At 63.6% G+C, this 21295-nt stretch carries 18 protein-coding genes; 3 read left to right on the forward strand and 15 right to left on the reverse strand.

Features of this window, described 5'->3' with window-relative positions:
• Nucleotides 1-158 precede the first annotated feature (158 nt).
• A complete protein-coding gene (locus BC1002_RS13120) occupies nucleotides 159-1118 on the forward strand; it encodes a class II glutamine amidotransferase (protein WP_013090512.1) in 960 nt (319 codons plus the stop codon).
• A gap of 101 nt (nucleotides 1119-1219) precedes the next feature.
• Here BC1002_RS13120 and BC1002_RS13125 read toward each other — a convergent pair whose 3' ends face one another.
• The 6 genes from BC1002_RS13125 to BC1002_RS13150 all read right to left on the reverse strand — a co-directional run bounded on the left by BC1002_RS13125 (nucleotide 1220) and on the right by BC1002_RS13150 (nucleotide 7069).
• A complete protein-coding gene (locus BC1002_RS13125) occupies nucleotides 1220-1945 on the reverse strand; it encodes an amino acid ABC transporter ATP-binding protein (RefSeq protein ID WP_013090513.1) in 726 nt (241 codons plus the stop codon).
• The gene (gene gltK, locus BC1002_RS13130) at nucleotides 1942-2619 is read right to left on the reverse strand and encodes a glutamate/aspartate ABC transporter permease GltK (RefSeq protein WP_013090514.1); all 678 of its coding nucleotides are present in this window, start codon (nucleotides 2617-2619) and stop codon (nucleotides 1942-1944) included. Before gltK ends, BC1002_RS13125 begins: the two co-directional genes overlap by 4 nt.
• A complete protein-coding gene (locus tag BC1002_RS13135) occupies nucleotides 2619-3359 on the reverse strand; it encodes an amino acid ABC transporter permease (RefSeq protein WP_013090515.1) in 741 nt (246 codons plus the stop codon). The genes gltK and BC1002_RS13135 overlap by 1 nt, the downstream gene beginning before the upstream one ends.
• Nucleotides 3360-3450: 91 nt before the next feature.
• Entirely contained in the window at nucleotides 3451-4344 is an 894-nt protein-coding gene (locus tag BC1002_RS13140; protein WP_013090516.1) for a glutamate/aspartate ABC transporter substrate-binding protein, read from the reverse strand.
• Between the two features lie 283 nt (nucleotides 4345-4627).
• Nucleotides 4628-5950 carry a Glu/Leu/Phe/Val family dehydrogenase gene (locus BC1002_RS13145; protein WP_013090517.1) on the reverse strand — a complete coding sequence of 441 codons (1323 nt, stop codon included), beginning with the start codon at nucleotides 5948-5950 and terminating at the stop codon, nucleotides 4628-4630.
• Nucleotides 5951-6112: 162 nt separating this feature from the next.
• Nucleotides 6113-7069, reverse strand: coding sequence for a LysR family transcriptional regulator (locus BC1002_RS13150; RefSeq protein ID WP_013090518.1), 957 nt, complete (start codon nucleotides 7067-7069; stop codon nucleotides 6113-6115).
• A 186-nt stretch (nucleotides 7070-7255) separates the two neighbouring features.
• On the opposite strand from BC1002_RS13150, the gene purB reads away from it, so the two are divergent.
• Nucleotides 7256-8644: an adenylosuccinate lyase gene (gene purB / locus BC1002_RS13155; protein ID WP_013090519.1), complete on the forward strand. Its 1389-nt coding sequence runs from the start codon at nucleotides 7256-7258 to the stop codon at nucleotides 8642-8644.
• 111 nt (nucleotides 8645-8755) lie between these two features.
• On the opposite strand, the gene BC1002_RS13160 is transcribed toward purB, so the two are convergent.
• From BC1002_RS13160 to edd, 4 genes are all read right to left on the reverse strand, one after another.
• Nucleotides 8756-9250: a gluconokinase gene (locus BC1002_RS13160; protein ID WP_013090520.1), complete on the reverse strand. Its 495-nt coding sequence runs from the start codon at nucleotides 9248-9250 to the stop codon at nucleotides 8756-8758.
• 10 nt (nucleotides 9251-9260) lie between these two features.
• On the reverse strand, nucleotides 9261-10646 hold the full coding sequence (locus tag BC1002_RS13165; RefSeq protein ID WP_013090521.1) for a GntP family permease: 1386 nt from the start codon (nucleotides 10644-10646) through the stop codon (nucleotides 9261-9263).
• A gap of 252 nt (nucleotides 10647-10898) precedes the next feature.
• A complete protein-coding gene (eda, locus tag BC1002_RS13170) occupies nucleotides 10899-11540 on the reverse strand; it encodes a bifunctional 4-hydroxy-2-oxoglutarate aldolase/2-dehydro-3-deoxy-phosphogluconate aldolase (RefSeq protein WP_013090522.1) in 642 nt (213 codons plus the stop codon).
• 2 nt (nucleotides 11541-11542) lie between these two features.
• Nucleotides 11543-13507, reverse strand: a complete 1965-nt coding sequence (edd, locus tag BC1002_RS13175; RefSeq protein WP_013090523.1) for a phosphogluconate dehydratase — start codon at nucleotides 13505-13507, stop codon at nucleotides 11543-11545.
• 298 nt (nucleotides 13508-13805) lie between these two features.
• On the opposite strand from edd, the gene BC1002_RS13180 reads away from it, so the two are divergent.
• Nucleotides 13806-14651: a MurR/RpiR family transcriptional regulator gene (locus BC1002_RS13180; RefSeq protein WP_013090524.1), complete on the forward strand. Its 846-nt coding sequence runs from the start codon at nucleotides 13806-13808 to the stop codon at nucleotides 14649-14651.
• Nucleotides 14652-14764: 113 nt separating this feature from the next.
• On the opposite strand, the gene BC1002_RS13185 is transcribed toward BC1002_RS13180, so the two are convergent.
• From BC1002_RS13185 to leuS, 5 genes are all read right to left on the reverse strand, one after another.
• Nucleotides 14765-15181 (reverse strand): CopD family protein, encoded by a 417-nt coding sequence (locus BC1002_RS13185; RefSeq protein ID WP_013090525.1) that lies wholly within the window; start codon nucleotides 15179-15181, stop codon nucleotides 14765-14767.
• A gap of 63 nt (nucleotides 15182-15244) precedes the next feature.
• Nucleotides 15245-16516, reverse strand: coding sequence for a glutamate-5-semialdehyde dehydrogenase (locus BC1002_RS13190; RefSeq protein WP_013090526.1), 1272 nt, complete (start codon nucleotides 16514-16516; stop codon nucleotides 15245-15247).
• Between the two features lie 246 nt (nucleotides 16517-16762).
• Entirely contained in the window at nucleotides 16763-17890 is a 1128-nt protein-coding gene (holA, locus tag BC1002_RS13195; protein ID WP_013090527.1) for a DNA polymerase III subunit delta, read from the reverse strand.
• Nucleotides 17891-17944: 54 nt separating this feature from the next.
• Nucleotides 17945-18496, reverse strand: a complete 552-nt coding sequence (locus BC1002_RS13200; protein WP_013090528.1) for an LPS-assembly lipoprotein LptE — start codon at nucleotides 18494-18496, stop codon at nucleotides 17945-17947.
• An 88-nt stretch (nucleotides 18497-18584) separates the two neighbouring features.
• The gene (gene leuS / locus BC1002_RS13205) at nucleotides 18585-21176 is read right to left on the reverse strand and encodes a leucine--tRNA ligase (RefSeq protein ID WP_013090529.1); all 2592 of its coding nucleotides are present in this window, start codon (nucleotides 21174-21176) and stop codon (nucleotides 18585-18587) included.
• Nucleotides 21177-21295: the final 119 nt, after the last annotated feature.

Genomic DNA, 21295 nt, shown 5'->3' on the forward strand with positions numbered 1-21295 from the left:
AGGAATACGAGACTTCGCGCGCCACGCTGATCGACCGGTCAAACCGCGTTGTAGCGGCCCAAACACGTGTCAATTTTGCTATTTGGCGTCTTCGGCTCGGTGATATGCTTGGAAAATCATCATTGTAACGGCTCGCTCCGTTCACAGGCTCACCTGCAATGTGCCAACTTCTCGGAATGAATTGCGCCGCGCCGACGGACGTCACGTTTTCGTTTACCGGCTTTGCGGCGCGCGGTGGCGTCACCGATCACCACGCCGACGGCTGGGGCATCGCCTTCTTTGAAGACAAGGCCTGCCGCCTGTTCATCGATCATCAATCGTCGGCCACCTCGCCGATCGCCGAGATGGTCAAGCGCTACCCGATCAAATCGAAAAACACGATCGCGCACATCCGCAAGGCGACGCAAGGGCACATCCTGCTCGAAAACTGCCACCCGTTCATGCGCGAACTGTGGGGGCGTCACTGGATCTTCGCGCATAACGGCGATCTGCAGGCTTACGCGCCGGAGTTGAACGGCGTGTATCAGCCGGTCGGCACGACCGACAGCGAACTCGCGTTCTGCGCGCTGCTGCAAGGTTTGCGCAAGGCTTTTCCGGGCACGCAGCAGCCGCCGCTCGACGAGCTGTTCGCCGCGCTCGAAGCGCTCACGCGTGAAATCACGCAGTACGGCGTGTTCAACTTCCTGATGTCGAACGGCCAGGCGCTGTTCGCGCATTGCTCGACGCATCTGCATTACCTCGTGCGCCACTGGCCGTTTTCGACCGCGCATCTGGTCGACGCGGACGTATCGATCGATTTCGCCAAATACACGACGCCGGAAGACCGCGTCGCCGTCATCGCGACCAAGCCGCTGACCGACAACGAAGTGTGGACTGCGTTCGAGCCCGGCGATCTGCTGATGTTCCGGCATGGCGAAGTGATCGGCCAGGCCAATATCCCGGTGCCGGACTCGGTGCTCGAAAAACTGCGCAATCCCACGCTCGATGCATCCGCATCGGCCACGACGATCGCGGCATCGAACGGCGCGCTCGCAGTGGGCACGCGCGGAACCACACTTTCGCCTGACAGCGAAACCGATCTCGAAGCCGCGGATGATGCAGCGGCGTTCGAGTCATAAGCCGCTGACGTTGCCCTCAGCCAGCCAACAAAAAGCCGCTCCACGGAGCGGCTTTTTTCATCCGCACGCAAGCCTCGGCAACGAGGCCTACGCGGCGAATCTCAGTGCAGGATCTTCGCGAGAAAGTCCTTCGCGCGATCGGATTTCGGATTCGCGAAGAAGTCTTCCTTGCGGTCGTCTTCGACGATCAAGCCCTTGTCCATAAAGATCACGCGATGCGCGACCTTCTTCGCGAAGCCCATTTCGTGCGTCACGCACATCATCGTCATGCCTTCCTGCGCGAGTTCGACCATCACATCGAGCACTTCGTTGATCATTTCCGGGTCGAGCGCCGAAGTCGGCTCGTCGAACAGCATCGCGATCGGGTCCATGGACAGCGCTCGCGCAATCGCCACGCGCTGCTGCTGACCACCGGACAGCTGCCCAGGATACTTGTCCGCATGCGCGCGCAGTCCCACGCGATCGAGCAGCTTCAGGCCCTTCGCGGTCGCCTCGTCGTTCGAACGGCCGAGCACCTTGATCTGCGCGAGCGTCAGATTCTGCACGATCGACAGATGCGGGAACAGCTCGAAGTGCTGGAACACCATACCGACCTTCGAGCGCAGCTTCGACAGATTGGTTTTCTTGTCGGTCAGCGACTGGCCGTTGATGACGATCTCGCCCTTCTGGAACGGCTCGAGGCCGTTGACGGTCTTGATCAGCGTGGACTTGCCAGAGCCGGACGGCCCGCACACGACGACCACTTCGCCCTTTTTGACTTCCGTCGTGCAGTCGGTCAGCACCTGGAAATGGCCGTACCACTTCGAAACATTCTTGATAGAGATCATCTTGCGACCTTTTTCTGAAGACCTTTGACGAGGCTCGACGCGATCACGCAGATCACGAAATAAACCGCACCCGCGAACAGTACCATCTCGACATTCGTGCCGTCACGATCGCCAATATTTGTGGCCGTGCGGAAGAAGTCAGCGAGGCTGATCACGTACACGAGCGATGTATCCTGAAACAGCACGATACCTTGCGTGAGCAGCAGCGGCACCATCGCGCGAAACGCCTGCGGCAGCACGATCAGACGCATTGACTGCCCATAGGTCATGCCGAGCGCGAACGCCGCGTTGACCTGGCCGCGTGGCACCGCCTGAATGCCGGCGCGGATGATCTCCGAATAGTACGCGGCCTCGAACAGCGAGAACGCGACCATCGCCGATGCGAGCCGGATGTCGATGTCGGCCGACAAACCGAGCACGCTTTGCAGCACCTGCGGCACGATCAGGAAGAACCACAGCAGCACCATCACGAGCGGGATCGAACGGAACAGCGTCACGTAGCCCTTCGCGAACCATTCGAGCGGCTTGACCGACGACAGTCGAAACATCGCGAGAATGGTGCCCCAGATGATGCCGAACACGATCGCGATCAGCGTGATCTTGAACGTGATGATTGCGCCGGTCCACAGCGTAGGCAGCGCGCCCGGAATACCGCTCCAGTCGAAATGATGCATCACTTGCCTCCGATATAGCCGGGCAACCGGGTCTTCGCTTCGACCCAGCGCATCAGGAGCATCACGACCAGATTGATCAGCATGTACGCGACCGTGACCGCGATGAACGACTCATAAGTTTGCGACGTATAGTCGACCAGCTGGCGCGCCTGCGCGGACAGATCGAGCAGACCGATCGTCGAGGCAACCGCGGAGTTCTTGAAGATGTTCAGAAACTCGGAGGTGAGCGGCGGCACGATGATCCGGTATGCGACCGGCAGCAGCACGTAGCGATACGTCTGCCATTGCGTGAAGCCCACCGCGAGACCGGCCGCGCGCTGGCCGCGCGGCAACGCGTTGATGCCCGAGCGCACCTGCTCGCACACGCGCGCGGCGGTGAAGAGGCCCAGACACACGATCGACGCCGAGAAGAACTGTGCGCTCGGCGGCAATTGCTTGAACCAGGTGCCGATCGACACGGGCAGCAGCTCCGGTATCACCAGATACCAGATGAAGAACTGCACGATCAGCGGAATGTTACGGAAAATCGCGACGTAGACGGTGCCGACGCCCGACGCCCATTTGTTCGGCACCGTGCGCAGCACACCGAACAGCGAGCCGACGATCAGCGCGATCACCCATGCCGACAGCGACACGGTGACCGTCACCCACAGCCCCGAAAGCAGCCAGCCCAGGTAGGTGGTCGGCTCGCCCGTGGAGACGGGACTCAGCAGAATGCCCCAGTTCCAGTGATATGACATGACCAAGACTCCGGCAAAAAGAAACGGAAGAAGCGCGTGGCCCCTTCCGTTCCGTTCAGCGTTTCGAAAGTGTCGAAAAAGCAGCTAGGGTTTAGTCGATTGCCTTGTCGTTCGGATTCTTGAACAGCGCGCGCATGTCGTCGCTCATCGGGAAGTTCAGGTTCAGGCCCTTCGGCGGGATCGGCGATTCGAACCAGCGCTTGTAGATCGTTTCGCCTTCGCTCGACAATTGGACCTTCGCGATCGCGTCGTCGGCGACCTTCTTGAAGTCGGCGTCGTTCTTGCGCAGCATGCAGCCGTAAGCCTCACGCGATTGCGGCGTGCCGACGATCACGAAATCGTTCGGGTTGCTCGACTTGGCGCGCTCGCCGGCGAGCAGCGCGTCGTCCATCATGAACGCGGCTGCACGGCCCGTCGACAGCGTCAGGAACGACTCGCCGTGATCCTTCGCGCTGATGATGTTCATGCCCATGTTCTTGTCCTGGTTCATTTTGCGAAGCAGGCGCTCGGACGTGGTGCCGGCGGTCGTCACGACCGTCTTGCCCTTCAGATCCGGGAAGTCCTTGATGCCCGAATCTTTCTTGGTCATCAGACGCGTGCCGATCACGAAGATCGTGTTCGTGAACGCAGCCTGTTGCTGGCGCTCGAGGTTATTCGTGGTGGAGCCGCACTCGATGTCGACCGTGCCGTTCTGCACGAGCGGAATACGGTTCTGCGACGTGACCGGCACGAGTTTCACCTTCAGGTTCGGCATGTTCAGCTTCTGCTTGACGGCCTCGACGATCTTCACCGCGTAATCCTGCGAGTAGCCGATCACGTTCTGCTTGTCGTCGTAATACGAGAACGGGATCGACGATTCCCGATGACCCAGCGAAATGACGCCAGTATCCTTGATCTTTTTCAGCGTCCCCGAGTCTTGCGCATGCGCGCCAACCGTAAACAGTCCGAGAGTGGCGAGCAACAGCGCAGCTTTTTTAACCTTCATCTTGATCTCCTTGGCAAGAACCGGCGCCAGTGTAACAAAGTAATTTTTCTGAAAGTATGCCTATTAACCATGCTGTTGCGCGCACGCCGCGATGGGCCCGGGGCGCGGTCGCACAGCCGTGTCGCACATACGAGAAGGCGGGCGGCATCGATACGATGCCGCCCGCCGGTCAAACACGCCGTCTCGTGGACCGCGCTGATGCACAAAATTTCGACGGTTTCGCCTCCCGGCCCGGATACCGGGCCGTGTCACCGCCGCTTTCAACAAGATAGGACAGGGTCCATCAGGGATACAAGCCGCGCATCTCGCGCGCCTGCAAAATCCGCTTACACGCGACGATGAACGCCGCCGTGCGCACCGACACGCCCTGCTCGCTCGACACCTGCCACACCGCCGCGAACGCTTCGCGCATCACGCGCTCGAGGCGCTCGTTGATCTCGTCCTCGGTCCAGAAGAAGCTCGAAAAGTCCTGCACCCATTCGAAATATGACACTGTCACACCACCCGCATTCGCGACCACGTCCGGAATCACGAGGATGCCGCGATCGTGCAGGATGTCGTCGGCGGCCGTGGTGGTCGGGCCGTTTGCGCCCTCGACGATGATCCTGGTCTTGATCTTGCCTGCGTTCTTTTCGGTGATCTGGTTTTCCAGCGCTGCAGGAACCAGGATGTCCGATTCGACGGTCCAGAACTCGTCGGCGGTGATCGCATCGGCTTCGGGGAATCCGCCGACGCCGCCCTTCTTCGCGACGTAATCGAGCAGCGCGACCGCGTCGATGCCGGTGGACTTGTACACCGAGCCGGTGTGGTCCTGCACCGCGACGACTTTGGCGCCCGCCTCCTGGAACAGACGCGCGGCGATGCCGCCGACGTTGCCGAAGCCCTGCACCGCGATACGAGCGCCTTCGATGTCGAAGCCGATGCGGCGAGCCGCTTCGCAGCCCACCACGAACACGCCGCGGCCGGTCGCCTCGCGGCGGCCGAGCGAGCCGCCGAGCGTGATCGGCTTGCCGGTCACGACGCCGGTGGCCGTCTGGCCCTGATTCATCGAGTACGTGTCCATCATCCACGCCATGATCTGCTCGTTCGTGTTCACGTCCGGCGCGGGGATGTCGGTATTCGGTCCGATGATGATGCCGATCTCGCTCGTGTAGCGGCGCGTCACGCGCTCGAGCTCGCCCCGCGACAGCGTGCGCGGATCGACGCGGATGCCACCCTTCGCGCCGCCGTACGGCACGTTCACCGCCGCGTTCTTCACCGACATCCACGCGGACAACGCCATCACTTCGGAGAGCGTAACGTCCTGGTGATAACGCACGCCGCCCTTGCCCGGACCGCGCGACACGTTGTGCTGCACACGATAGCCCTCGAAGTGCGCAACCGTGCCGTTATCGAGTTCGATGGGCACGTCGACGACGAGAATGCGCTTCGGGCGCTTGAGGGTTTCGAGCCAGCGGGACAGCGAACCGAGATACGGCGCGACGCGGTCGACCTGGCGCAGATAGTTGCCCCAAGGGCCGAGGTCTTCTTTATTGAGGTAGGAGGGAACGGACTGCAACGTTGAGGCGGCTTGTGCCGATTCTGCGGCTTGTTGCTGGGATGACATGAACGCTCCGGCGTTTGATCGAGTACGGGCATTGTGGAAAAACGCCGTATTGAAATCCAATGCCGTTTCCTTATCTGGTTATGTTTTTCTTGCATAACGTTCGGAAAGCCGCAAATTCACGTCGCCGCGACGCAGGTTCGAACTCGACTTTTATGCCGCGTTTCAGGCGGCGCTCTGTCGGAGCTCCTCCGACACCACGTCCCACAACTGCCGCACGAGGATCTGGCGTGAGTCGTCGCTTTTCGCGGCAAGTTTGTCGCGGTACAGGCGAATCTCCATGCTGAGCGTCAGTTGCCCTTCGGGCGTGCCGCGGGTCGCACGATCGAGGCGGATCAGCCGGCCCTCGGCCACCGCATCTTCGACCGCGCTATGCGGCAGAAACGCGATGCCGTGACCGGCGAGCGCCATCGCTTTGAGTCCCTCGGCCATGTCGGTTTCATAGAGCCGGTCGAGGTACAGGCGCTCCGGCGCGTTCGCGAGAATCACCTCGGTCATGCGCCCGAGGTATGCGTTCGGCGTGTACGACAGATACGGCGCGGGTGCGTCGGCCGAGCCCGGCAGCGTGTGACGCGGACGGCCCGCGCGGGCCGGCGCAGAGAACGGGCTGATCGGCTCGTGACCGAGCGTCAGCATGTCGTAGCGCGCCGGGTCGAGCGCGACTGGATGGCTCGGATGGTGGTAGCCCATCATCAGATCGCAGCCGCCTTCCACCAGCGACAGCGCCGCGTCGTGCACGTTCAGCGCACGCAGCCGCGTGTGAATCGGGCCCATCTGCGCCTCGATGCGCTGCAGCCAGCGCGGGAAGTATGTCAGCGACAGCGTGTGCGGCACTGCGAATTCGATCGTCGCTTGCGGCGTCGCCGTGTGGCCGCGCAACAGCGCGCGCGCCTCGTGGAATTGCGACAGCATCGCGAGCGCCTGCTCGTTGAATACCTGGCCGGCCGCCGTGAGCCTCGTCGGATAAACAGAACGGTCGATCAGTTCCGTGCCGAGCCACGCTTCGAGCGCCTGGATGCGGCGCGAGAAAGCCGGCTGCGTGACATGGCGCAGTTCGGCCGAGCGGCTGAAACTACGCGTTTCCGCGAGCGAAATGAAGTCTTCGAGCCATTTCAGTTCCATGCGAGTGCGTTTGCCGGCGAGAGGAAGAAGTCTGCATTCTAGCGGCGCGACGTGCGGCCGACGCATCCGGACGGGCGCATCGCATCACAGTGGTAAAATCCACGGTTCCCTCCGTTCCAGATCCGCTCGCTGAGCGCTCAGTGCCTTAATCCGCGCCTCAACCTGCGCCTCAACCCGGTCCTCATCATGTCCGACACCCGCCCCGACACCCTGTTCGCGCTGAACGCGCTCTCCCCGCTCGACGGCCGCTATGCCGCCAAAACCGAAGCCCTGCGCGACTGGCTTTCGGAAGCCGCCTTCATGCGCAATCGCGTGACGGTCGAAATCCACTGGCTGATCGCGCTGTCGCGCGCCGGCTTCGCCGAAGTGCCGCGCTTCTCCGAGGCGTCCGAGCAGTTCCTGCTGCAACTGGCCGAGCGCTTCACCGCGCACGACGCCGCGCGCATCAAGGAAATCGAGCGCGTGACCAACCACGACGTGAAGGCCGTCGAATACTGGCTGAAGGAGTCGGTGAAGGGTCAGGAAGAACTGGAGCGTGCGAGCGAGTTCATCCACTTCGCGTGCACGTCGGAAGACATCAACAACACGTCGCACGGCCTGATGCTCGCCGGCGCGCGCGAGCACGTGATCCTGCCGGCGCTGCGCTCGGTGCATCAACGCCTCGTTGCGCTCGCGCATGCGCAAGCCGCCCAGCCGATGCTGTCGCGCACGCACGGTCAGCCGGCCAGCCCGACCACGCTCGGCAAGGAAATCGCCAACGTCGCCGCGCGTCTCGCACGGGCGATCGAGCGCATCGCGAAGGTCGAACTGCTCGGGAAGATGAATGGCGCGGTCGGCAACTTCAACGCGCACCTGTCCGCGTATCCGGAGTTCGACTGGGAAGCGTTCTCGAAGGACGTCGTCGAGAACCGCCTGAAGCTCACGTTCAATCCGTACACGATCCAGATCGAGCCGCACGACTACATGGCCGAGCTGTTTGATGCAATCTCGCGCGCAAACACGATCCTGCTGGATCTCGACCGCGACGTGTGGGGCTACATCGCGCTCGGTTACTTCAAGCAGCGCACCAAGGCCGGTGAAATCGGCTCGTCGACGATGCCGCACAAGGTCAACCCGATCGACTTCGAAAACTCCGAGGGCAACCTCGGCCTCGCCAACGCGACGCTGCGCCATCTCGCCGACAAGCTGCCGGTGTCGCGCTGGCAACGCGACCTGACCGACTCGACGGTGCTGCGCAACATCGGCGTCGCGTTCGGCTACTCGCTGCTCGCGTACGACTCGCTGATCCGCGGCCTCGACAAGCTCGAAGTGAACGCCCTGCGTCTGAACGAAGACCTCGACAACTGCTGGGAAGTGCTGGCCGAGCCGGTGCAGACCGTGATGCGCCGTTACGGCATCGAGAACCCGTACGAGCAGCTGAAGGAACTCACGCGCGGCAAGGGCATCACGCGCGAGGCACTGCAGAGCTTCATCGGCAGCCTGGCGATTCCGCAGGACGCGAAGAGCCGTCTGCTCGAAATGACGCCCGGCTCGTACATCGGCAAGGCCGTCGAACTGGCGAAGCGGATCGACTGATCGAGTGATCGGCTGATCGGCTGGTCCAGCTTCCGCGCATAAAAAAGCCGCTCCGAGGAGCGGCTTTTTTTCGTCCCACGTTCGAAGCTGGAACGCGGGGGAATCAAAGACTCAGCGCGCTTCGACCTGCTTGAGCACCTCGTCGACGATCTGCTCCGGCGTCAGATCGATGCTGACCGTGATCGCTTCGTCGTCACCCGGCTCCTCGAGCGTGTCGAGCTGGCTTTGCAGCAGCGACGGATCGAAGAAATGCCCGGTGCGATGACCGAGACGCTCCGCGAGCACCTCGCGCGAACCCTTCAGGTAGACGAAGCACACGTCCTTGTCGCCGGCACGCAGAATGTCGCGATACGAGCGCTTCAGCGACGAACACGTGAATACCGCCGTTTCGCCCGCCTTCTGCTTTTCCTCGATCGCCGCGCGGATCGTCTTCAGCCACGGCCAACGGTCTTCGTCGGTGAGCGGGATGCCGTGGTGCATCTTTTCCTTGTTCGCCGCGCTATGGAACGCGTCGCCGTCGGTGAACGCACAATGCAGGCGCTCGGCCAGCATTTCGCCAATCCTCGTCTTGCCGGCGCCCGACACGCCCATTGCGATCAGAATCATTTGAAACTCCTTACAGGACCGCCGCGAGTGCGAAGGTCAAGGCCAGCCCCATCACCGAAATGATGGTTTCGAGGAGCGACCACGTCTTGAAGGTCTGCACCACCGTCATGCCGAAATATTCCTTGATCAGCCAGAAACCGCCATCGTTCACGTGCGAGAAGATCAGCGAGCCCGAGCCGGTCGCGAGCACCATCAGTTCCGGTTTCACCTGCACCGCACCGGCCGCCGCGATCGGCGCGACGATGCCGCAGGCGGTCGTCATCGCGACGGTGGCCGAACCGGTCGCGAGACGGATCATCGCCGCGACGATCCAGCCGAACAGCAGCGGCGACAGATGCACCGCGGTCGCCACGTTGGTGATTTCCTTCGAAATGCCGCTATCCATCAGCACCCGGCCAAAACCGCCGCCCGCACCGACGATCAGTGTAATACCCGCGATCGGCGCCAGACACTCGCCGCAAAACTTCTGGATCTGCTCGCGGTTAAAGCCGCGGCTCGCGCCGAAGGTCCAGAAGCTGACCAGCACGGCCGTCAGCAGCGCGACGTCGGTGTTGCCGAAGAAGCGCAGCAGATCGTTCGGCAGCGTCTTCGGTTCGAACACCAGGTCAGCCCAACTGCCGACCAGCATCAGAACCACCGGCAACAGGATCGTGGCCAGCGTGATGCCGAAGCCCGGCAGTTCGCGCTTCGGTGCGTCGGTTTTCACGCCGTTGCCGTTATTCGCGTCGTGGCTGAGAAATTGCGCGGCAAGCGGATTTTCCTTCGGCAACTGGATATGGCGGCTCACCAGCAGCGCGAACAGCGGACCGGCGACGATCGCGCAGGGGATGCCGACGATCAGACCATAGGCGATCGTCTTGCCGATATCCGCGTGATACGCCTGCACGGCGAGCAGCGCGGCCGGGTGCGGCGGAATCAGCCCGTGCACGACGGACAGACCCGCGACCATCGGCAGGCCGACCAGCAGCAGCGATTTGTTGGTGCGCTTCGCAACGTTGAACGCAATCGGAATCAGCAGCACGAAACCGACTTCGAAGAACACCGGCAAGCCGACGATGATCGCGACGACCATCATCGCCCAGTGAATGTGTTTCTCACCGAACCAGTTGATCAGCGTGGTCGCGACGCGCTCGGCGCCGCCCGATTCGGCCATCATCTTGCCGAGCATCGTGCCGAGACCGACGACGATGGCTATGTGTCCGAGCGTGTTGCCGTTACCCGTTTCGAACGATTTGACGATGGTCTGCATCGGCATGCCGGCCACGAGGCCCAGCAGCAACGACACGATGATCAGAACGAGAAACGGATAGACCTTCAGGCGCGTGATCATGAAGATCAGCAACGCGATCGCGATTAACGCGTAGACCAGCAGCATGCTTCCGTGGGCAGATTCCATGAAGCCCCTCCTTAGGTTTATTGGTTTCAGAGTGCGGATGCGGCCGGCACTTCGTCTCACGGCAATCTGCGCGATGCCTGAAACCCGGCTGACCGCGCGGACGCTGAATTTTACTGTTTGTTTCAAAAACGCGCGCAAATCCAGCACGCATATCAAGCAAAAAAGAGTCTCGGCGCGACAGCCTGATGCGGCTGTATCGACGAGACTCCTGGGCCCGGTTCAGTTAACCGATGCGCTGGTGTGTCGTGGGGCTTAGTGCGCGGGCGCCGCCAACTGGCTCGCGGCGCGCGCTAGGCGCGTTACCTCGTCCCAGTTCTGCGCGGCGAGCGCGGCCTTCGGCGTGAGCCACGAACCGCCGACGCAGACCACGTTCGGCAGCGACAGGAAGTGCGGCGCGCTTTCAGGCGTAATGCCGCCGGTCGGGCAGAACTTCAGTGCCGGGAACGGACCGTGGAATGCCTGCAGCATCGGCACGCCGCCCGCCTGCTGCGCGGGGAAGAACTTGACGATCTCGTAGCCGAGTTCGAGCGCGAGGATGATGTCCGACGGCGTCATCACGCCGGGCAGCAGCGGCAGACCCACGTCCTGCGCGGCCTGGTGCATGTCCTTGGTCAGACCCGGCGACACGCCGAACTGCGCGCCCGCCTTCTTCGCTTGCGCGCAATGCTCGGGCTTCGTGATCGTGCCGACACCGACCACGATGTCGTCGGCGAGCTCACACGCACGCTCGATCGCGCCGAGGCCCGCCGGCGTGCGCAGCGTGATTTCGAGCACCTTCACGCCGCCCGCGTGCAACGCGCGCGACACGTGTTCGCCCTGTTCGACCGTGTCGAACGCGAGCACCGGAATCACCGGGCCGAGGCGCACGATATCGCTTACTGTTTTCGACGTCATAGTCAGACTCCTTGTTTCTGCAGCGCCGCGCCGGCTTGCGCGGTGCTCGCGTGATGGTCGCTGGGTTGATGGGCGTGCTTGTCGGCGTGCTTGTGGTGGCTGCCGTGGCCGTGCTGGCCGTCGAGCGCGCCGCCCTCGCCGATCAGCTTGCCGAACACCGACGCACCCTGCTCCGCCGGCGCCGCCGCGGCGCGGAATACGCCGAACAGCTCACGGCCGAAGCCGGCTTCGTTGTCCGCCTGATGCAACGGCTCGGCGTTCGGACGCGCGGCCCATTCGGCGGCGTCGATCTCGATGTCGAGCACGCCCGCTTCGGCGTCGATGACCAGCATGTCGCCAGTGCGAACCTTGCCGAGCGGGCCCTGCAGCAACGCTTCCGGCGACACATGAATGACCGCCGGCACCTTGCCCGACGCGCCCGACATACGGCCGTCGGTCACCAGCGCGACATGGAAACCCTGATCCTGCAACACACCGAGCAGCGGCGTCAAACGATGCAGCTCGGGCATGCCGTTTGCGCGGGCGCCCTGGAAGCGCACCACCGCGATGAAGTCGCGCTTGAGCTCGCCCTTGTCGAACGCTTCCTGCACCGCCTCCTGCGAATCGAACACGATTGCCGGCGCCTTCACCTTGCGATGCTGCGCCGCGACCGCTGAAATCTTGATCACGCCGCGGCCGAGTTTGCCCTGCATCAGACGCAGGCCGCCGTCCGGCTGGAACGGCTCATGGATGCCGCGCAGCACCGCGGTGTCCGCGCTCGCCTCGACGCCCGCGACCCATTGCAGCTTGCCGTCGAGCAGCTTGGGCTCCTCGGTGTAGCGCTTCAGGCCCTTGCCCGCGACGGTGTTCACGTCTTCATGCAGCAGACCGCCTTCGAGCAGATTGCGCACGAGGAACGCGACGCCGCCCGCCGCGTGGAAGTGGTTCACGTCGGCCTTGCCGTTCGGATAGATCTTCGCGAGCAGCGGCACCGCCTGCGACAGCGTGTCGAAGTCGTCCCAGTCGATGATGATGCCGGCCGCGCGCGCGATCGCGACGAGGTGCAGCGTGTGATTGGTCGAGCCGCCGGTTGCCAGCAGCGCGACGATGCCGTTGACGATCGCCTTCTCGTCGATCACATGGCCGATCGGCATGTAGTGGCCGCGCTCGACCGTCAGATCGAGTACGCGGCGCGCGGCCTGGGCAGTCAGCGCGTCGCGCAGCGGCGTGTGCGGATGCACGAAGGCCGAGCCCGGCAGATGCAGGCCCATCACTTCCATCAGCATCTGGTTGCTGTTCGCGGTGCCGTAGAAGGTGCAGGTGCCGTGGCTGTGATACGCGGCCGCTTCCGCTTCGAGCAGCGCTTCGCGGCCGCACTGGCCGGTCGCGAACTGCTGGCGCGTCTTGGCTTTGTCGTCGTTGGACAGGCCGCTCGTCATCGGGCCGGCCGGCACGAAAATGGTCGGCAGATGGCCGAATTGCAGCGCGCCGATCAACAGGCCCGGCACGATCTTGTCGCAGATGCCGAGGCACAGCGCCGCGTCGAACATGTTGTGGGTGAGCGCGACGGCTGTGCTCATCGCGATCACTTCGCGCGAGAACAGCGACAGTTCCATGCCCGCGTTGCCCTGCGTGATGCCGTCGCACATCGCCGGCACGCCGCCCGCGAATTGCGCGACGCCGCCGTTTTCGCGCGCGGCCTGCTTGATGATGTCCGGGTAGTTTTTGTACGGCGCGTGCGCCGACAGCATCTCGTTGTACGACGACACGATGCCGATGTTGGGCTCGCGGATCTGCTTGATCACGAGCTTGTCGTTGCCTTCGAGACCGGCGAAACCGTGGGCCAGGTTCGCGCACGACAACGCGCCGCGTGCCGGAAAGCGCCCCTGCGCGTGCTGGATGCGGGCCAGATACGCTTCACGCGTGGGCTTGCTGCGCTCGATCACGCGTTGCGTGACCTTCAACAATTGCGTATGCGGGGAAACCATCGGAGCTCCTTCGTCGCTGGCGGCAGGCGCACGCATGACACCAGGCGGTATCGCGGGGTTGTGATATCGAACGACGCCATATTAGTAGAAAAACTACATGCTCGCAATTACGAACGCTGTTGCGGTGCCGCATCGCATGAATCGATGAGTCGCCCAATTGGCGGCGTCTCAGCGCTTTGCAGCCGAAACCCAGGGAATACACTGACTCGCCGATATGTAGTTTTTGTACCTAGCTTTTGTGCGCCAACCACCAATCGGATATAGTCCACACGTTCTTCAGCATAGTGCGAGTTTTCCGATGATGCTGTCCCAAGTGGAAGAGATGCGTGACCAGCTGCGCCCGTCCGAGCGCAAGCTGGCCGATTATGTGATCGAGGCGCCGCGCGAAGTGCTCGATCTGTCGATGACCGAGGTCGCCGCGCGCGCGGGCGTGAGTCAGCCGACGATCGCGCGCTTCTGCCATGCGCTCGGTTTTTCCGGCTTTCGCGAATTCAAGATCCGGCTCGCGCAGGGCATCGCCAGCGAAGTGCCCGCCGTCTATCGCGACGTGCGGCCCGACGAGCCGACGCCGGGCGTCGCCGCGAAGGTGCTCGACCGGACCATCGGCGCGCTTATTCAGGTGCGCAACAATCTGTCGGCGGATAGCGTCGCGGCGGCGATCGACATGCTTGCGCAGGCGAAGCGCATCGAGTTCTATGGCGCGGGCGGCTCGGGCATCGCCGCGCTCGACGTGCAGCACAAGTTCTTCCGGCTCGGCATGCCGAGCGTCGCGTATTCGGACCCGCACACGTTTTTGATGTCGGCCGCGCTGCTCGGGCCGGGCGACGTAGTCGTCGCGATTTCCAACACGGGCCGCACGCGCGACATCATCGATGCCGCGAAGGCCGCGCTTAATGCGGGCGCGAAGGTGATCGCGATCACCCACGGCAACTCGCCGCTCGCGCGGCTCGCAACCGTGGGCCTCTTCGCAAACGTCGACGAAGACACCGACATCTTTTCGCCGATGACCTCGCGCGTATCGCATCTGGCGATCGGCGACATTCTGGCGGTCGGCGTCGCGTTGAGCCGTGGGCCCGAACTGGTGGAGAAGCTCGCGCAGACGAAGGAAGTGATTCACCGGCGGCGGGTGGACTCGCAGGGGTAATCCGGTCCGATAAAGAGCGGAACGACGGAGATAACGCAAAAGGGCGGTGTGCCATTCAACCGGCACACCGCCCTTTTGTCTTTTCCAGCGCCCTGCCGAACGCCGTCAGCCGCTCAGAACGGCTTGATCACCACCAGCGCGACCGCCGCGAGCATCCCGAGCACCGGCAGCTCGTTGAACATTCGATACCACTTGTCCGAGCGGCGATTTTCGCCGCGCTCGAATGTGCGCAGCAGCACGCCGCAATACGCGTGATAGATGACGAGCAGCACGACCACGCCAACCTTCGCGTGAATCCAACCCTGCCCGCTGCCGATGCCGATCACGAGCCACAACCACAAGCCGCACGCGATCGCGGGCACGGCGATGAAGCTCATGAAGCGGAACAGCTTGCGCGCCATCAGCAAAAGACGCGCCGTCGCGGCGGGTTCCGTTTCCATCGCCAGATTGACGAAGATGCGCGGCAGATAGAACAGGCCGGCAAACCAGGAGGCAATCAACACGATGTGAAACGTCTTTACCCAAAGCATCGGCGGGGGTCCTTGTGGTCCTTGTTGTTGTGGTGTTCGTTGTTGCGGTGCTTCGATTCGTGCTTATTGACGAGCTTCGCCGTGGCCGAGCACGACGTACTTCAGCGACGTCAGCCCTTCGAGGCCGACCGGGCCGCGCGCGTGCAGCTTGTCGTTCGAAATCCCGATCTCGGCGCCGAGGCCGAACTCGAAGCCGTCCGCGAAACGCGTCGACGCATTGACCATCACGCTCGCCGAATCGACTTCGCGCAGGAAGCGCATTGCGCGGTCGTGGTCTTCGGTGACGATCGCATCGGTGTGCTGCGAGCTATACGAGTTGATGTGCTCGATCGCCGCGTCGATGCCGTCGACCACCTTGATCGCGAGCACCGGCGCCAGATATTCGGTGCGCCAGTCTTCCTCGGTCGCGTCGACGAGCGGGCCGACGCCCGCATCGGCCAGCACCGCGCGCGCCGCCGCATCGACGCGCAGCTCGACGTCCTTGCTGCGATACAGCTTGCCCAGCGGCGGCAGCACTTCGGCCGCGATACCGCGCGCGACCAGCAGCGTTTCCATCGTGTTGCAGGTGCCGTAGCGGTGCGTCTTCGCGTTGTCGCAGACGTTGAGCGCCTTCGCCAGGTCCGCGCGATCGTCGACATAGACGTGGCAGATGCCGTCGAGGTGCTTGATCATCGGCACGCGCGCTTCGCTCATCAGACGCTCGATCAGGCTCTTGCCGCCGCGCGGCACGATCACGTCGACGTATTCGGTCATCGTGATCAGCTTGCCGACCGCCGCGCGGTCCGACGTCGCGACCACCTGCACCGCGTCTTGCGGCAGACCGGCTGCCTCGAGCCCTTCGCCGATCAGCTTCGCGAGCGCGGTATTGCATTCGAGCGCTTCCGAGCCGCCGCGCAGAATAGTCGCGTTGCCTGACTTCAGGCACAGCGCGGCCGCGTCGATCGTCACGTTCGGGCGCGATTCGTAGATGATGCCGATCACGCCGAGCGGCACACGCATCTGGCCGACCTGGATGCCGCTCGGCCGATACTTCAGATTGCTGATTTCGCCGATCGGATCGGCCAGCGCCGCGACCTGGCGCAGGCCTTCGACCATCGTCTTCAGCGCCTTGTCGGACAGCGTCAGACGGTCGATGAACGCGGCGTCGTGGCCCTTGCCGCGGGCGCGTTCGAGGTCGCGCGCGTTGGCGGCCTTCAGCAAATCGGCATCGCGCTCGATCGCCTCGGCAACGGCTGCAAGCGCCGCATTCTTCGCGGCGGTCGACGCCCGCGCCATCGCGCGCGAAGCCTGGCGAGCGCGTTGGCCGAGGTCGGTCATGTACTGGTCGATATCCATGGTCATTCTCGTGATGCCCGCACGTTGGCGTGCGGTGGTCGGGCAAGATTAGCGAAAGATCAAACGATTGTAAGTCGGGTACCGGGCCTTTGCTCGCGAGGGGCAGCGGGTGCGCTGTGCTGTCGCGGGCTTGCCGATGCGTTGCGTCGAGCGTGTGGCACGCGAAACGCAGTGGTCTGCATGCGAAGCGACTGACGGTTGCTGCGCGATAGCAATCGCTGCCGAAGCTCCCCCGCGCCCAGCTGCTTAGATTGGCCGCCGCGCTGGCGCCGCAGTCGGTGCCCGAGGTCGCGGCGGCGGCACTGGCGACGCCGCCGACGTTTTTGGCGCGGCCACCGTCATCGCGAGTTCGAACAGGCCGTCCCACGGATCGGGCGGCGGATCGTTGCGATGATTGCCCGGCGTGCCGCCCGACAAGCCCTTGACCTGCCGGTCCAGCCGCGCCGCCAAAGCGAGCGCCTTCTCGAGCGCCGCCTCGCTGACACGCGACAGCGCCGGCCCGATCAGCCGTTCGCGCGGACCCCACACGCGGTTCTCGCGCGTGAGCATCGCGAGCGGCTTGCCGGCCGCGACGCCGCGCTTGATCCGCAACAGCGTGCGCACTTCCTCGACAACGGCCCACAGCACGAGCACCGCCGCCTCGCCTTCACCGCGCAGGCCGTCGAGCATGCGCGCGAGACGGCCGACGTCGCCCGCGAGCATCGCCTCGTTGAGCTTGAACACGTCGTAGCGCGCGACGTTGAGCACTGCGTCCTGCACCTGATCGAAGCTCAGCGAACCGCTCGGATACAGCAGCCCGAGTTTCTGGATTTCCTGATGCGCGGCGAGTAGATTGCCCTCGACGCGCTCGGCGATGAACGCGAGCGCGCGCCGCCCTTCCTCGCCGGCTGCGACGCGCTGGCCTTGAGCCGCGAGTCGCTGCCCGACCCAGTTCGGCAGCTGCGCGCGCTCGACCGGATCGATCTTCAGCGCGACGCCGGCGTCGGCGAGCGCGGTGAACCATGCCGACTTCTGCGTGGCCGCATCGAGACGCGGCAGGGTGATCATCGTCAGCACGTCGTCGTTGACGGTGGACGCTAGCGCCTTCAGCGCATCGGCGCCTTCCTTGCCCGGCTTGCCCGACGGAATGCGCAACTCGACCAGTTGCCGGTCGCCGAACAGCGACATCGACTGACTCGCGCCGAGCAGCGAACTCCAGTCGAAACCGCGCTCGACCGTGAACACCGAGCGATCGGTGAAACCCGCCGCGCGCGCCGCCGCGCGGATGAGGTCGCACGCTTCCTGGGCGAGCAGATGCTCGTCGCCGTACACGACGTACAGTCCGGCAAGGCCCTTGGCGAGATGCGCTTCGAGCGCGTCAGGTCGCAGTTGCATGGCTGGCGGTTGACGGAATGGATGAGGTTCGACGCATCGCGGACGGCGCGATGCTCACAGCGGCGGCGGCGGCAGCGGCGCGCGCGGAACGATACCCGGCACGGCCTCGGCAGGCGTCGGATGCAGCGAGCGCACCACGCCGAGACGGCGGATCAACTGATCGACCGCGTCGTTTTCCATGTCGGCGAACAGGATATCGGACTCGGCGGCCTTCGCCTGCGAGAACTGGTCGCTATAGGTCATCGCGCGGTTCAGTGCGATCACGCTGCCCGGAATCAGCACGGTGCCGTCCTTGCCGGTCAGCGTGTAGGTCATCTGCAGATTCAGCTGATACTCGGCGACGACGCCCAGCGAATTCAGCGTCAGCGTGCTGAGGTTGCGGTTCTGCGTGATCTGCAGGATCGCGTCGGCATTGGCGACCGAGTTCACCACGACGGTGTCGCTGCCGCCCTGCACGATGCGCGTGAAGCGCGCGATGGCCGCGGGCGAGCCGCCCGACACATAGAGACGCTTGAATGCGAAGTCCTGCTGGCCGCGCAACTGGAAGCCGCAGGCCGACAACATTATTACGCTGCAAGCGAGCGTCAAAAACGATCTGCGAGTCACATTCGCTCCCGGTTCGCAGTGGATTCGCGGTGCCGAGGAACGTCGCCGGGTGGGCGGCGCTCCATCTGCCGGATGAGGGTTCGGAACGTCAAACGACCACGTTCACGAGACGGCCCGGCACCACGATGATCTTCTTCGGCGCCTTGCCTTCGCTGAATTTGGCGACCATTTCGTGCGCGGCCGCTTGCTGCTCGATCGCTTCGCGCGATGCGTCCTTCGCGACCGTGATCGCGCCGCGCACCTTGCCGTTCACCTGCAGCACGAGTTCGATCTCGGCCTGTTCGAGCGCCTTCTCGTCGACCTTCGGCCACGGTGCGTCGAGCAGCGGGCCGAATTCGTCCGCGTAGCCGAGTTCCTGCCACAACTGGAACGTCAGGTGCGGCACGACCGGGTACAGCACGCGCAGCATCACGCCGTAGGTCTCACGCAGCACGGCCGTCTGCGCGCCCTTCGCGCCGTCGAGCGCGTTGAGCATCTTCATCGCGGCCGATACCACCGTGTTGTACTGCAGACGCTGATAGTCGAAATCGGCCTGCTTCAGCACGCTATAGATCTCACGACGCAGCGCCTTGTCCGCGTCGTTGAATTGTGCGGCGTCCAACTGGCCACCCGTGCGCAGCGCGGCTTCGTTCGTATAGCCGAAGTTCCACACGCGACGCAGGAAGCGGCTCGCGCCTTCGACGCCCGACCCCGACCACTCGAGCTGCTGCTCGGGCGGAGCCGCGAACATCACGAACAGACGCGCAGTGTCCGCGCCGTGCTGATCGATCAGCATCTGCGGATCGACGCCGTTGTTCTTCGACTTCGACATCTTCTCGACGCCGCCGAGCACGACCGGTTGGCCGTCAGCGTTCAGCACCGCGCCGACCGGGCGGCCCTTGTCGTCGAACGACACGGTCACATCCGCCGGGTTGTACCAGGTCTTCTTGCCCGCTTCGTTTTCGCGGTAGTAGGTTTCGTTCAACACCATGCCCTGCGTGAGCAGGTTCTTCGCCGGCTCGCCGAACTTCACGAGACCGAGATCGCGCATCACCTTCGCCCAGAAGCGCGAGTACAACAGGTGCAGAATCGCATGCTCGATACCGCCGATGTACTGATCCATCGGCGCCCAGTAGTCGGTGCGCTCGTCGACCATCGTCTTCGCATCCGGCGACGCGTAGCGGTAGAAGTACCACGACGAATCGACGAAAGTGTCCATCGTGTCGGTTTCGCGCTTCGCCGCACCGCCGCAGTTCGGACACGTGCAGTTCAGGAACGCCTCGGACTTCGCGAGCGGATTGCCCGTGCCGTCCGGCACGAGGTCTTCCGGCAGCACGACCGGCAGGTCTTTTTCCGGCACCGGCACGTCGCCGCACTTCGGGCAGTGGATGATCGGAATCGGCGTGCCCCAGTAACGCTGGCGCGACACGCCCCAGTCACGCAGACGCCACGTGATCTGCTTGTCGCCGAGGCCGAGTTCCTTCAGATCGGCGGCGATGCGGTCCACCGCTTCGTCGTACGCGAGGCCGTCGTACTTGCCGCTATTGACCAGCGTGCCGGTCTTTTCGCCGTACCACTCCGCCCAGGCTTCCGTCGAAAACTCCTTGCCCTCGACCGCGACCACCTGCTTTACCGGCAGACCGTACTTCTTCACGAACGCGAAGTCGCGCTCGTCGTGCGCCGGCACGCCCATCACCGCGCCTTCGCCGTAAGTCATCAGCACGTAGTTGCCGATCCACACCTCGACCTGCTCGCGCGTCAGCGGATGCGTGACGTAGAAGCCGGTCGCCATGCCCTTCTTTTCCATCGTCGCGACGTCGGCTTCGGCGACGCCGCCGCGCTTGCATTCGTCGATGAACGCCTGCAGTTCTGGCTTGTCTTGCGCGAGACGCGTGGCGAGCGGATGCTCGGCGGCGATCGCGCAGAACGTGACGCCCATGATCGTGTCGGCGCGCGTCGTGAACACACGCAGCAGTTTCTGCTCACCGTCGATTTCGTACGGGAAGCCGAAGTTCACGCCGAAGCTCTTGCCGATCCAGTTCTGCTGCATGATCTTCACGCGCTCGGGCCAGCCGAGGCCGTCGAGATCGTTCAGCAGTTCATCGGCGTACTGCGTGATGCGCATGTAGTACATCGGGATTTCGCGCTTTTCGACGAGCGCGCCCGAGCGCCAGCCGCGCCCGTCGATCACCTGCTCGTTCGCGAGCACGGTCTGGTCGACCGGGTCCCAGTTCACGGTGCCGGTTTTCTTGTACGCGATGCCCTTTTCGAGCATCTTCAGGAACAGCCACTGGTTCCACTTGTAGTAGTCGGGGCTGCAGGTGGCGACTTCACGCGACCAGTCGATCGCGAGGCCCATCGACTGCATCTGCTTCTTCATGTAAGCGATGTTGTCGTAGGTCCACTGCGCGGGCGGCACGTTGTTGGCCATCGCGGCGTTTTCCGCCGGCATGCCGAACGCGTCCCAACCCATCGGCATCAGCACGTTGTAGCCGTTCATCCGCAGATAGCGGTACATCACGTCGTTGATCGTGTAGTTGCGCACGTGCCCCATGTGCAGCTTGCCCGACGGATACGGCAGCATCGAGACGCAGTAGAACTTGGGCTTGTCGGTGGTTTCCGTCGTCTTGTAGGCGTCGATGGCGCGCCATTGCCCTTGCGCGGCGGTTTCGACGTCGGAGGGAACGTATTTTTCGTGCATGGTGTGATGGGATCGCTAGGTTCGGTGCTTTTGCACCGGCCCGGTGCTCTGCAGAATGTCGTTGCGTCGTTTCCCCTTCGGCGGGGAAAGGGCTGATTATACCGTTCGCGGACGGGTGC

The sequence above is a fragment of the Paraburkholderia atlantica genome, assembly GCF_000092885.1.
GTDB lineage: Bacteria > Pseudomonadota > Gammaproteobacteria > Burkholderiales > Burkholderiaceae > Paraburkholderia > Paraburkholderia atlantica.